A 12,358-nucleotide genomic window follows, 5' to 3' on the forward strand; every position below is an offset into this window, starting at 1 on the left:
AGCCCAGGTATTAGCGAAACGTCTTAGGGTGGTGAAGAGATGACACATGCCCCCACCGACCACCTTGCCAAGGAGCATGAACGAACCTCAAATGAATGCCGCCAGCACAAACATCAGACAAACCAGAAGGCACGCCAGTACGTTGACTACGGGGGGCAGCGCCAGTCCCCTGAGCCCCCCACTCACCCACAGGCTGTGCTCACTCCTGTCTATCCACTGAACACCGCCCCTCATCTGATCGCGATACATGACTACCTCTCCTGTGCTAAAAGAGAGCAAAGCATCATGCCAAGACCACATCAAAGCCATAAATACAAATTAATGGTCACCAGGAGATACCAAATGGATAGAGAGAGGACCCTCCCTCGGGACAGAGAAAGCATCGATCACGCCATGTGCCAGTTGTTCAAGCGCCACCTCAAGCGCGCCGGCATCTCGTACAAGGCGCTGGCGGGAGAGTTGAACATGTCGGAAGCCAGTGTCAAACGACTGCTCAATCAGACTCAACCCTTCACTCTGGACCGCATGCTGGCGATTGCCACGCTCCTCGGCGTTCCCCTCTCCCAGATCCTGACGGAGGCAGAGCAGTTGGCCGCAAGCGTCGTCCACTTCACGCCGCAGCAGGATGCCGCCTTCTGCCAGCGCCCCGAGCTCTACAGCCTGTTGCTGCAGATCCTGCAACAGGGCACGGATCCCGATGCGCTGTGCCAGCACTTCGGGCTCAATGCCCCCTCGCTTTATCTGTATCTGCGCGAGCTCGAGCAGCTCGGACTCGTGGCGCTGCAGAGCGGACTCAGCTTTCGTCTGCTGGTGCCCCGGCACGTGGCATTTAGGGACTCGGCCCGCTTCCCCCTGCGCTTCAAGAATCAAGTCATCGAAGGGTTGCAGGCACGCGTCCAGCACCTGACGCCCCGCGATCGTCAGGCCTATCTCATCACCGCCCGGCTTCGGCTGACCGAAGCCGAGTTCATGGAGTACCGCCTTGCGCTGGAGACGCTCATGCTGGACACCCTCAAACTGAGCCTCAAGCGTGACCCTGCCACGCCGGCTCTAGCGGACTACACCATCCTGGACATGGGCGCACTGGGCAGTTATCAACCCATGTTGCCGCAACCCGTCAACCTCAATCCCTCCACATAGGTCTCTTCTTTGTCGCCAATCGCCGACGCTATTTTTGTGTGGTCACTTTTTGCGCAGTCAGCCCCTGTCGCGATCCCGTGGCCCTTGCCTTGAGCCTGCGGCGCAAAATGCCAAGAATGATCCCAAGCCCTCAACGGGTATGAGTACGAGGAGAAGAGTGATGAACAAATCCATGTTGGCAGGTGTCGGGATCGGTGTGGCCTCTGCGCTGGCATTGTCGGCGGTCGCCAGCGGATCCCTGTTTTCATCAGAGCCCCAATTTGCCGAGGTGCTGGCCAGCAAGCCGGTGACCGAGACCATCAAGACGCCACGTCAGGAGTGCCGCAACGTCACCCTGACCCACCGCAAGCCGGTGCAGGACGAGCACAAGATCCTGGGTACCGTGGTTGGCGCAGCACTGGGCGGCGTGGTCGGCCACCAGTTTGGCGGTGGCAGCGGCAAGAAGGTGGCCACCGCCGCCGGTGCCGTGGCAGGGGGTTATGCCGGGAATCAGGTGCAGGGCAACATGCAGGCGGGTGATACCTACACCACCACGGAGCAGCGCTGCAAGACGGTGCAGGAGAGCAGCACCCGCACCATCGGCTATGACGTCACCTACCGCCTCGCCGGCCAGGAAGGGGTGGTACGCATGGAGAAGCAACCCGGCCCCACCATTCCGGTCAAGGATGGCAAGCTGGTACTGAGCAACGCGCAGGGTTGATACTCCGTTAGGAGCGCCCTGCCATGAGGAAGGCCCACCATGACGGTGGGCCTTTTTCATCTTCGCAACCCCACCTGTCTGCAACAGGTCTTCCCGACAAACGTTTTCTCAACAGAAAGGGGCCCGCAGGCCCCTTTCTTGTTGCTCAATCATCCTCAGTGGCGACCGAAGGGCCACCAGGGCTTGTCGTTGTCCTGGATGTCGACCCGGGTCTGCTGCAGGGCGCCGGGCTGGCCCCCTTCCACCCGATCGAGGCTCACCCTGAACTGCTCGGTGGGCTCGACGAACCAGTCATCGATGATCAGCACTTTGACCGACTTGCTGCCCCCCTCGCCCGCAGCCCAGCTCACCGACTGACCGAACCAGGGCAGGAAATCCAGCCCCCAGCGCGCCGTGACCCCGTCAAGGGCCACCCGGGCCCGGGCCGGCTTGCTCAGATCGCCGCTTCGCACCAGGGGGATCTCGGCAAACCACTGCCCCTCGTTCACCGTGATACTGGCCTGAGCCAGCGAGATGGTGGACGGTGCCAGCTTGTCCTTGATGGTCACCAGGGTCTGGTGCTGATCCCCCAGGGTCGCGCCGCTCGGGTCAAACAGCTCCAGGGTAAAGGTCTCGTCCCCCTCGTGCAGGGTATCGCTCTTCACCGGAATGCTGATGGTCTGGGGCTCGCTCTGCCCGGCGGCCCAGTGCAGGGTGCCGATGAGGGGCGCCACGTCGTTGGCATCGGCGCTGCCATGGACGATGCGATAACTCACGCTCGCCTCCCCATGGCTGCCGTCACGGCGCGCCACGCTCAAGACCAGAGTGTTGCCCTCCTCCACGTTTGCAGCGGCGCTCTCGAGGCTCAATACCCCGGCGGGCGGCAGCGGATACTGGATGGCCACCAGCACGGGATCGTGATCCGAGGCGCTGAAGGGCCCTTCGGATTTCGCCAGCTGGCCGCTGTACTTGCTGCCGTACTCGAAGAAGTTGCTCTCGGCGGAGTTGATGTGCCAATCCTCGATGCCGATCACCTTGGCCGCGAGGCTCGGGTTTGCCAGGGCGTGATCCAGGTTGCCGAGCTCCCCTTCGTAGCTGTAGGAGTAGGTGTCGGTACCGTGGAAGCGGGTGTTGAGGTTCACAAACCCATACCCCTTGCCCAGGGCGCTGCCGCTCTCCTCAAAGGGCTGACCCGCCAGGGTGGTGAAGGAGGCGCTCATGATCTGGCGCGCCTGGGCGGCCGGATCATAGTCGGTCAGCACCCGAATGGGATCCTCCATGCCATAGGCGTTCATGTCGCCGATGAGCAGCAGATCCCCGGCCAGATCCTTGAGCTGCTCCCCCAGCACCTTGGCGGCAGAGACCCGCAGCGCGTTGCAGTGGCCCTGGCCATCCAGCGGATCGGCAGTGGCGTAGTCGGGGTAATCCTCGAAGCAGGCGGAGCCCTTGGACTTGAGGTGGTTGACCACCAGGGTCAGGGGCGCATCCCCCTTGGGCGAGCTGAAGCGCTGCACCAGCGACTCGCGCATCCCCTGATTGATGGTCACCGGCTTGCCGCTGGCGTCCACCGCCTCGGCCTGCTGCACCGGCAGCGCGATGAGGCTGGCGGCCCCTTGCGGGCTCACGCTGGCGGGTCGGTAGATGAGCCCCACCGTGATGGCGTCGGTGCCAATGGGCTTGCCATCCGGCGAGGCAATCCAGCGGTAGTGATCCGCCTCATCCGGCTGGGCGGCGTTCAAGGCCGCCACCAGATTGGCGATGGCGGAGTTGTCGCCGTAGCCGTTGTTCTCGATCTCCATCAGCCCCACCACATCGGCATTGAGGCGGGTGATGGCGCTGACGATCTTGGTGCGCTGCAACTCGAACTCCGCCACCGTCAGGGCGCCCCGGTTGCTGCCGGTGGGGTTGGCATCGCCCCCCACGACCGTGGTGAAGAAGTTGAGCACGTTGAAGCTCGCGACCCGCAGATCCCCCGCCTCGGCAAGTTCCGGCGTTTCCACCCGATCCCAGCCGCTGTGATCAATCTGGCTCGCGTCGATGCGGTTGCTGGCCACCAGCCGGAACAGGTTGTAGGAGTAGCCAAGGGCCCCCTCCAGCCCGTTGAGCTTGTCGCCGATGCGCAGGTAACCGTCCTCGGCGTTGAAGCCGGGGAACCAGGGCAGCACGCCGTCCGGCGCCTTGGCGTCGGTCTCCACCACCAGCTGGTTCTGCTGGTTGCGAAGGGCCCAGTCGCTCGCCTCCTGGCTCATGGCGGCAAATTTCTGGGTCGACTTGATGAGCGGCGCGCCATAGGCCAGCACCAGGTTGTTGCGCTTGCCGTCGTAATCGAAGCTGAAGTTGCGGGTCACCACCAGGCTGGAGCCCGGCACCAGCCGTACCTGCATCCCCTCGTGACGCTCCAGCAGCTGGCTCAGGCTCTCTCCCGCCACCGGCAGCAGATCCACCGCAGCCGGGATGGCCCATTGCGGCCGGGTCACCACCAGCTCGTCGGCGTTGATCTGGGTCTGGTTGAAATACTCCTTCACCTTGCCCGAAACGCACACCTCGGCCCCCGGCACGACGGCAGCGTTGGCCTTGGTGGTGTAAACGAAGAGGCCGTCGGAGGTGGCCGGATCGCCGTCCCCCTGCTCGTCCTGAATGAAGAAGCCCTTGTAGAGGCCGCTCACTACCTGGGTTACCACGCCGCGAGTGGCATAAGCCTGTTCCGATTCAAACTTGCCGGCCGGCACCAGCGGGCTGCTGCTGCCCGGGCCCTGAATGGCGGGCACGGGAACCAACTGATCCACCGGGCAGACGAAAGCGGGCGGCTGGGTGCCATCGCAGGGGCCATCGCCACTGCAACCCAGACCACTGGCGTCATCTTTCGGGGCCGCCACGTATTCCTGCGCCGGATCGAAGGGGGCGGTTGCATCAGTGCGGCCGATGGTGACGGTGGCCTTGCGGCGCAGGGTCATGTCCAGGGTCGAGACGTTGCCCGACACCCAGGCCGTGCCCGGATCCATCCCCACCTGGCCGACACTGTCCACTATCTGGCTGCCGCGATAGAGCACCAGGGCATCGTCGCCGTTGAACACCAGGTTGCCGCTGGTCTGATTGGCCTTGGCCAGGATCTCGGCATTTGCGGAGGGGTTGGCCAGCACCAAAGTGGCCCCCGGGGCCAGCGTGCCTTGCAGCGCCAGGCTGTTGGTGGGTGATTCGCTGATGGGTTTGCCGTTGGCGTAGAGGGCCAACCGGTATTGGGAAAGATCGACGAGGTCGCTGCCGAGGTTGCTCAGCTCCACCGCCTTGTTGTTGCCGGACCCTTCCAGGTATTCGGTGATAAGCAGTTGCGCCTGTGCCTGTCCAGCGAGCGCCAGCCCGACGGCCAGCGCCACCAGAGAGTGTCTTCCTGACATGGTCAGTTTCCTTTTTTATTTGCAGATCATGTTATTGGCGCCCCGCACAAGGCGGGCCGCAGCACCTTGGATGCAGCCATCAACGGGAGGCATGCCAGCCCCCGGCCGAAACTGCGCGCCCACTCTGCCCCGTCGGCGCCGGGGCTGCTGCGAGCTGGCTAACAATGACAACAAAATGTTGCGCCAAGGTGACAGGCAATACCCGAATGGGCAGTGTCTGCCATCGCTGCGCAGGAAGTTGTCGCCCCCCAGCCCCTGCTGGCGGCCTCTGTCAGGGAGCGACATCGGCGCCGGGGCAGACGGGGGGAGCACTACGGCGGCCCTCTGCCCGCTACCATCTCGTGAGCAACCCCACTCACAGACTCCGGTTCATGGGCAAATCCATGGGCGCCATACCGGGCGCCGTCCCCTTCGTGGCCCGAGAAGGCAGAAAACCGGGGGTGGAACGCTCTCCTGGTGCTCTTGTGGAACCGGTTCCAGTAATGACAGAAATAACAAGAGAGGGGATGACACAAACGTTTGTTGCTTTTGCGCTCGCGAATAGCAATAGTTCTCACTTTCTTTTTTGACCGTCTCTATTCTCGAGGTGCTACAAGATGTTTCGTCACCCCCTGGCAAAGTTGCTGCTGCTCGGCCAGCTCGTCCTGGTGAGCTGGATGGCGCAGGCCGCCCCCCCCGTTGAAGTGGAAGATGTGATGGGCCGCAAGGTCTCCCTGAGCCTTCCGGCAAACCGCATCGTGCTCGGTTTCTATCCCGAAGATTACCTGGCAGTGGCCGGTGAAGGCGGGGCCGAACGCCTGGTGGGCATGTCCCTGGGCTGGTTCATGAAGTCCCGTCCCGCCATCTGGTCTCTCTACGTGGCCAGCCAGCCACAACTGGCCAACGTGCCGGACCTTGGCAACGTGCAGGATCAGAGCTTCTCCATCGAGAAGACCCTGGCGGTCAAGCCCGACCTGGTGATCCTGGCGAAGTGGCAATATGAGGCCCTGAGCGCCGACCTGCCACGCCTTGAGCAGGCGGGGATCCCGGTGGTGGTCATCGACTACAACGCCCAGACCCTGGCACAGCACATGGCGAGCACCCTGCTGCTTGGCAAGCTGACCGGCCAGGAGGCCCGCGCCCGGAAGATGGCCGACGAGTACAAGGCCAAGATTGACACCATCACCTCCCGCATTGCCGCCGCGAAGCGCACGCCGCCCCGGGTCTACATCGAGCTGGGTGACAAGGGTCCGGCCGAGTACAGCTACACCTATGGCAAGGACATGTGGGGCGCCATGGCCCTGCTGGCCGGTGGCGACAACGTGGCCGCCCCCTTCGTCGATCGCTGGGGCCCCATCCACCCGGAACAACTGCTGGCGAGCAAGCCCGAGGTGATCCTGATGGCGGGCTACGAGAGCGTGAGCAGTGCTGTCGCCATGCAGGTCGGCCAGGATGTGTCGGCAGATACCGTGCGCCAGCGTCTGCAAGGCTTTGCCGCCCGTCCGGGCTGGAGCGAGCTGCCTGCGGTGAAGGAGGGTCGCCTCTACGCGGTCTATCACGGCGCCACCCGCAGCATCATGGATGCCGCCCTCATCGAGTTCATGGCCAAGGCCCTCTATCCGGACCTCTTCCAGGATCTCGATCCCCTGGCCACCTATCAGGCGTTCTACCAGCACTACCTGCCCATCCGTCCCCAGGGCACCTTCATGCTGGGCATCAAGCAGGATGACGCAAGCTAACCCCGGCAATTCGGGTGCGGCCCACCTCGGCCACGCCCTCTTCAGCAACCCTCTTGGATTGTGTGGGCGCCTCTTGCGGCGCCCGTTTCAGGATTGACATCATGAATGATTTGGCTGCCCTGCAGCAGACCCTCGCCCGGCAGCGGCAACGGGAGCGCCGTCGCTGGCACTGGCTCCTGCTGCTCACCCTGGTCCTGTGCATTACCCTGGTGCTCGACATCGCCACCGGCCCCTCCCTGCTGGCCCTGCACGACGTGATCGATGCCCTGGTTTCCCCCGCCCAGGCCGATCCCATGACCCGCACCATCGTCCACGACATGCGCCTGCCCATCGCCCTTATGGCTCTGGTGGTCGGCGCCTCCCTCGGCCTTGGCGGTGTGCAGATGCAGACCCTGCTGGACAACCCCCTCGCCAGCCCCTACACCCTCGGGCTCGCGGCGGCGGCGGGCCTGGGCGCGGCGCTGGCCCTCTACACCGGCGGCCTCGGACTTCCTCCCCTGGTGGCCATCCCGGCCGGTGCCTTCATTGTGTGCATGTTTGCCGCCTGCCTGCTGTTTGGACTGGCCATGATGCGCCATGTCAGCAGCCAGACCCTGATCCTGGCGGGCATCGCCCTGCTGTTCCTGTTCCAGTCCCTGCTCTCCCTGCTGCAGTTCCTCTCCTCCCCCGAACTCAACCAGCAGATCCTGTTCTGGCTGTTTGGCAGCCTGATGCGCACCACCTGGGACTCCCTGATCATCACCGCCGTCGTCACCCTGATCTGCACCCTGCTCATCTACCGTGACGCCTGGGCCCTCACCAGCCTGCGCCTCGGGGAAGCCCGCGCCCGCAGCCTCGGGGTCAATGTCGACAGACTGCGCATGAAAACCCTGGTGCTGGTCGCCCTGCTCACCGCCACCGCCACCAGCTTCGTCGGCGTGATCGGCTTCGTCGGCCTGGTGGCCCCCCATATCGCCCGCATGCTGGTGGGGGAAGATCAGCGCTTTTTGATCCCCCTCTCCGCCCTGTGCGGCGCCTGCATGCTCTCGGCGGCCTCGGTGCTCTCCAAGTCCATCATTCCGGGGGCCCTCTTCCCAATCGGCATCGTCACCGCGCTCATTGGCGTGCCCTTCTTCATCTGGTTGATCCTCGGCAGGGGGCGTAAACGTGCTTGAAATATCCCGACTCTCCCTCTCCCTCGGCCAGCAGACCTTGCTGCGGGATCTCAGCCTCACTCTGCATCCGGGTCAGGTCCATGTGATCATCGGCCCGAACGGGACCGGCAAGACCTCCTTGATGCGCACCCTCTTTGGTGAACTGACCCCGGACAGTGGCGACATTCGCCTCGGGGACCAGTGTGCCCGCCAGATGACGCAGGCCAGGTGGCGCCAGCAGTTTGGCTACATGCCCCAGAACATCCAGCTGGAGCTGGATCTCAGCGTCATCGAAGTGGTGGTGCTGGGGCGCCTCGACAGCCTCTCCATGCGCCTCGCGGACGAGGACATCCTGGCTGCCGGCCGTGCCCTGCAGGCGCTCGGCATCGCCCATCTCGCGGATCGCCCCCTCTACTCCCTGAGCGGCGGCCAGCGGCAGATGGTGCTCTTCGCCCAGGTGCTGCTGCGCGACCCCCGCATCATGATGCTGGACGAGCCGGTCAGCGCCCTGGACCTGCACCACCAGATGCAGCTGATGGAGCACCTGTGCCAGCAGACACGGGAGCAGCAGTGGATCACCCTGGTGGTGCTGCACGATCTCAACCTGGCCGCCCAATTTGCCGATCAGCTGATCGTGCTGGCAGGGGGAGATCTGCAGGCCTTCGGCCCCCCCGCCCGGGTGCTCGACGCGGCCCTCATCGAGCGCCTCTACCAGGTGCCGGTGGAGATAAGCCACGATCAGCACGGCATCCCCTTCCTCAGAACCCTGCGAAAGACATCATGACACAGTGCTGCGCCACCCCGGCGACCACCTCCCCACGCGCTGGCGGGAGGCGACTATGAACGGCGCCTCCTACTGGCGGGACTGGCAGGGCATGAGCCCGGCCGCCCGCCTGCTCATCACCAATGGGCTCGCCTTCAACCTCGGCTTCTACATGATGATGCCCTTCCTCGCCCAGCACATGGGCAGCGGGCTCGGCCTGGCCGGCTGGGCCTGCGGCCTCGTCATGGGGATGCGGGTCTTCAGCCAGCAGGGGCTCTTCCTGCTGGGCGGCACCCTTGGGGATCGCATCGGCTACCATCCCGCCATCGTCTGGGGCTGCCTGGTACGATCCTTGGGCTTCGTGCTGCTGGGCTGGGCCGAGTCCCTCCCCATCCTGCTGCTGGCCGCCGCCCTCACCGGCTTTGCGGGGGCCCTGTTCACCCCCTGTGCCCAGGCCTACCTTGCCAGCGAATGCCACAACCCGAGCCAGCGTCAGCGCGCCTTCGCCCTGCACAATCTGGCCAGCGAGGCGGGCATGCTGCTCGGCCCCCTGGTCGGCCTCACCTTGACCCAACAGAGCTATGCCCTGACGGGGATCCTGGCGGCGAGCCTCTTCGCCCTGCTCGGAGTGCTGCAATACCGGGTGCTGCCCAAACGCCCGGTGAGCAACCAGAGCCCCCGTGGCGCCATCTTGCGCCAATGGGGGGAGATAGTGCGCCAGCGCCCCTTCATGGGGTTCACCCTGCTGGCAGGCAGCTACCAGATCCTGTTCCACCAGCTCTACCTCGCCCTCCCCGCCCATATCCAGAGCCTGCCGGACGCCACCCACCTGCTCGGCGGCGTCTTCACCCTCTCAGCGGTGATCGGTGTCGTGCTCCAGCTCCCGGCCTCCCGCCTGGTGGAGCGCCGCCTGGGGGTGCCGCTCGCCATGGGGCTGGGGATAGGCATGATGGGCCTGAGCTATCTCGCCCTGCCCCTGCTGGCACCCTGGCCGACGGCAGGCGTGTTGACGCAGGTGGCCCTGCTTTCCCTGGGCTCCATCCTCTGCTTCCCGCTCTTCGCCGCCCAGCTGCCCCGCTACGCCCCCCCTGAGCAGCTCGGCAGCTACTACGGCTTCTATGCCAGCGCCGGGGGCTGCATGGCGCTCTTTGGCAACCTGCTCATCGGCTTTATGCTGGGGGATGCGGGCAGCCGCCCCGCCACCGCCATCTGGTGGCTGCTGGCCCTCGCCGGCCTGCTGGCGGGGTTTGGTCTCTATACCCAGCTGCGCAAGGATGGCCAGGTTCAACCTGCTCCCCATCAATAAACAGGGCGGCCAAGGCCGCCCTGTTTTATTCCCTTTTCTCCCCCTTCAACTCTCTGCCTTATCCGGCTAAACCGGCTTCAAGACCTTGTCAGATACGCGAGCAAGCTCGGCTGTACTCGATGAGCAAAACAACATCGGACATGCACGATAGCAATAAAAAGGACGCCATCGGGCGTCCTTGAAGAGGAAGACAGAGCAGGGTCAACTCCCCAGATGCAGCGCCAACCAGACCGCCAGGGGGATCACCACCACAGAGAGCGCATTGCCGCCGAGCACGATGCTGGCCACCTTGTCGGGCTGGCACTGGTACTGCTCGCACAGCATGTAGTTGAGCACCGCCGGGGGCAGCGCCACCGACAGCATCAGGAGTGGTATCCAGTCAGGTTCGAGGGGCAGCAGCCAGACGGCGAGCCCCAGGGAGAGGCCCCCCGCCAGCAGGTAGAGCAGGTTGCACTTGATGGCCAGCCCCAGATGATCCAGCTCCCCTTCCATCAGCCGGATGCCTAAGGCAAACAGCATCAGGGGCACCGCTATCTGGCCGAGCAGGGCGGCGCTGGTCACCAGGTATTCCGGCAGCGGGATATGCAGGTTGGCCACCAGCAGCCCGGCGAAGGCGGCCCAGAGCACGGGGCTTCTCAGCCAGAGCCAGCGGGAGCTGCTGGCGGAGAGGATGAACATCCCCACCGAGAAGTGGAGCAGGTTGGAGAGCACAAAGAGGATGACGATGGCGCCGAGCTGTTGCTCGCCAAAGGCGAGCACCATCAGCGGAATGCCGAGGTTGCCGGTGTTGCGAAACATGGCGGGCAGGATCAGCGCGGCCCGCTCTATTGCCTTGAGTTTGAGCAGGGAGAGCAGCAAGCCGGGCAGCAGGATCACCAGGGCACCGGCCCCCACAAGGGGCAGGTGCGCCGCGAGATCCAGGGGGTATTTCACCAGGGCCGAGAAGACCAGCGCCGGGGTGAAGAGTTCGATATTGGCCCGGTTGACATAACCCAGGGCCCCGCCCGGTCGCAGCCGTCCATAGAGGGCGCCAAGGCCCACCACCGCAAACACGGGAATGACGATATTGAGCAGGGCGCTGAACATGGGTATCCCGTTTACAGTTCGCGGGCCGGGCGTCCCATCAGCACCACGGGGTCCAGCGTCACCTCCTGGTTGCCGTTGCTGACCCAGAGCTGGCCGTCGGAGATGGTGCAGGTGAGCTGCATGGTGCGCTCCACCATGGCCGCCAGGGGAAGGGTCTGGCTGTCGGAGAGTTCGATGACGCTCAGGTTGTCGTGCAGACCGAGCTTGCCCTGGTTCTGCTTCCACCAGACGCTGGTGCCACGACCGCCATAGAGGTAGAGCACCACCTGGCGAGAGCGGTTGCATGCCTTCTTGAGACGGCGCTCGTCCGGCTGACCCAGCTCAATCCAGAGTTCAATCTCGTCCGAGTAGTTCTTGCACCAGAGCTCGGGCTCGTCGTCGGCTGAGAGCCCCTTGGTGAACTCCAGCCGCTCGGCGGCATGCCAGGCGAAGGCCGCGAGGCGGATCATCATGCGCTCGTCGGTCTCGGAGGGGTGACGGGCCAGGGTGAGGGAGAAGTCCTGATAGAGATTGCGATCCATGTCAGACAAGCTGATCTGGGCCTTGAAGATGGTTGCCTTGAGCGCCATAGAAGTCGTGAATACCTGATAAAAGAGAAGGGGGCGGACATGCCGGGCGTCAGTGTAATCAAAATGGCCGCCGGGTTCGACCGTCTTGCGCTCCCTTTACCCCATCAGGGGCGGGCAAGTGCTTCAGAAGACACAAAAAAACAAATGCCAGTCGTGAGACTGGCATTTGGCGGCATGAACGAGAGTGACTCACTTCTCGGCGGACTTGACCCCGAAGGCATTGAGCAGCAGGCAGCAGGTCACTGCCACTGCCACGAACCCGCTCAGGAAGATAAAGGGCATGGCCCCATACCCCAATACAGTCCAGATGGTGTGTTCAAGCAGACTCATAGTGTGTCCTTCATCCAGTGAAATGGGTGTCCCTTTCGTGACGGGGTCGCCCCCGTTCCTGATAAGACTATTTGACCTCAACCCGCGCCTGAGTCCTATGCCACCAAAGTAATAAATGGGGCACCAGTTTGCGCCAGATCAAGGTTTTACCCCTCCCCGCCCCGTTTTTCTTCGCGCCCCCGCCCCAAACCGGAAAGGTACGCCCAACAAAAAGCGAGGCGACCTTGGGGTCGCCTCGC

Annotated in this window: 10 protein-coding genes; 6 read left to right on the plus strand and 4 right to left on the minus strand. The window is 64.0% G+C overall.

Features of this window, described 5'->3' with window-relative positions; translation table 11 throughout:
* Positions 1–342: 342 nt before the first annotated feature.
* Together AB5Y89_RS19865 and AB5Y89_RS19870 are read left to right on the plus strand one after the other, a co-directional pair.
* Complete coding sequence (locus AB5Y89_RS19865) at positions 343–1,140, plus strand: helix-turn-helix domain-containing protein (RefSeq protein ID WP_368224334.1); 798 nt, start codon at positions 343–345, stop codon at positions 1,138–1,140.
* Positions 1,141–1,300: 160 nt separating this feature from the next.
* Positions 1,301–1,840 (plus strand): glycine zipper 2TM domain-containing protein, encoded by a 540-nt coding sequence (locus AB5Y89_RS19870; RefSeq protein ID WP_010674678.1) that lies wholly within the window; start codon positions 1,301–1,303, stop codon positions 1,838–1,840.
* 155 nt (positions 1,841–1,995) lie between these two features.
* Here AB5Y89_RS19870 and AB5Y89_RS19875 read toward each other — a convergent pair whose 3' ends face one another.
* Complete coding sequence (locus AB5Y89_RS19875) at positions 1,996–5,214, minus strand: ExeM/NucH family extracellular endonuclease (protein WP_368224335.1); 3,219 nt, start codon at positions 5,212–5,214, stop codon at positions 1,996–1,998.
* Between the two features lie 596 nt (positions 5,215–5,810).
* Here AB5Y89_RS19875 and AB5Y89_RS19880 point away from each other — a divergent pair.
* The 4 genes from AB5Y89_RS19880 (at position 5,811) to AB5Y89_RS19895 (ending at position 10,134) form a co-directional block, all read left to right on the plus strand.
* Entirely contained in the window at positions 5,811–6,932 is a 1,122-nt protein-coding gene (locus AB5Y89_RS19880) for an ABC transporter substrate-binding protein (protein ID WP_368224336.1), read from the plus strand.
* Positions 6,933–7,033: 101 nt separating this feature from the next.
* Complete coding sequence (locus AB5Y89_RS19885; RefSeq protein ID WP_201873068.1) at positions 7,034–8,086, plus strand: iron ABC transporter permease; 1,053 nt, start codon at positions 7,034–7,036, stop codon at positions 8,084–8,086.
* On the plus strand, positions 8,079–8,849 hold the full coding sequence (locus tag AB5Y89_RS19890) for an ABC transporter ATP-binding protein (protein ID WP_368224337.1): 771 nt from the start codon (positions 8,079–8,081) through the stop codon (positions 8,847–8,849). The genes AB5Y89_RS19885 and AB5Y89_RS19890 overlap by 8 nt, the downstream gene beginning before the upstream one ends.
* A 55-nt stretch (positions 8,850–8,904) precedes the next feature.
* Positions 8,905–10,134 carry an MFS transporter gene (locus AB5Y89_RS19895; protein WP_202043697.1) on the plus strand — a complete coding sequence of 410 codons (1,230 nt, stop codon included), beginning with the start codon at positions 8,905–8,907 and terminating at the stop codon, positions 10,132–10,134.
* Positions 10,135–10,335: 201 nt separating this feature from the next.
* Here the strand turns inward: AB5Y89_RS19895 and AB5Y89_RS19900 are convergent, their stop codons facing one another.
* The 3 genes from AB5Y89_RS19900 to AB5Y89_RS19910 form a co-directional block, all read right to left on the minus strand.
* Positions 10,336–11,220, minus strand: coding sequence for an AEC family transporter (locus AB5Y89_RS19900; RefSeq protein ID WP_368224338.1), 885 nt, complete (start codon positions 11,218–11,220; stop codon positions 10,336–10,338).
* An 11-nt stretch (positions 11,221–11,231) separates the two neighbouring features.
* Positions 11,232–11,789, minus strand: a complete 558-nt coding sequence (locus AB5Y89_RS19905) for a YaeQ family protein (protein WP_043760677.1) — start codon at positions 11,787–11,789, stop codon at positions 11,232–11,234.
* 189 nt (positions 11,790–11,978) lie between these two features.
* The gene (locus AB5Y89_RS19910; RefSeq protein ID WP_010674670.1) at positions 11,979–12,119 is read right to left on the minus strand and encodes a TIGR02808 family protein; all 141 of its coding nucleotides are present in this window, start codon (positions 12,117–12,119) and stop codon (positions 11,979–11,981) included.
* Positions 12,120–12,358: the final 239 nt, after the last annotated feature.

It is taken from the genome of Aeromonas sp. s4, from assembly GCF_040907855.1.
Taxonomy (GTDB): domain Bacteria; phylum Pseudomonadota; class Gammaproteobacteria; order Enterobacterales; family Aeromonadaceae; genus Aeromonas; species Aeromonas caviae.

What these genes read in the sequence shown, in the direction of transcription:
- AB5Y89_RS19865 (WP_368224334.1), top strand. Translation starts at nt 343, where the DNA reads ATGGATAGAGAGAGGACCCTCCCTCGGGACAGAGAAAGCATCGATCAC.
- AB5Y89_RS19870 (WP_010674678.1), top strand. Translation starts at nt 1,301, where the DNA reads ATGAACAAATCCATGTTGGCAGGTGTCGGGATCGGTGTGGCCTCTGCG.
- AB5Y89_RS19875 (WP_368224335.1), bottom strand. Translation starts at nt 5,214, where the DNA reads ATGTCAGGAAGACACTCTCTGGTGGCGCTGGCCGTCGGGCTGGCGCTC.
- AB5Y89_RS19880 (WP_368224336.1), top strand. Translation starts at nt 5,811, where the DNA reads ATGTTTCGTCACCCCCTGGCAAAGTTGCTGCTGCTCGGCCAGCTCGTC.
- AB5Y89_RS19885 (WP_201873068.1), top strand. Translation starts at nt 7,034, where the DNA reads ATGAATGATTTGGCTGCCCTGCAGCAGACCCTCGCCCGGCAGCGGCAA.
- AB5Y89_RS19895 (WP_202043697.1), top strand. Translation starts at nt 8,905, where the DNA reads ATGAACGGCGCCTCCTACTGGCGGGACTGGCAGGGCATGAGCCCGGCC.
- AB5Y89_RS19900 (WP_368224338.1), bottom strand. Translation starts at nt 11,220, where the DNA reads ATGTTCAGCGCCCTGCTCAATATCGTCATTCCCGTGTTTGCGGTGGTG.
- AB5Y89_RS19905 (WP_043760677.1), bottom strand. Translation starts at nt 11,789, where the DNA reads ATGGCGCTCAAGGCAACCATCTTCAAGGCCCAGATCAGCTTGTCTGAC.
- AB5Y89_RS19910 (WP_010674670.1), bottom strand. Translation starts at nt 12,119, where the DNA reads ATGAGTCTGCTTGAACACACCATCTGGACTGTATTGGGGTATGGGGCC.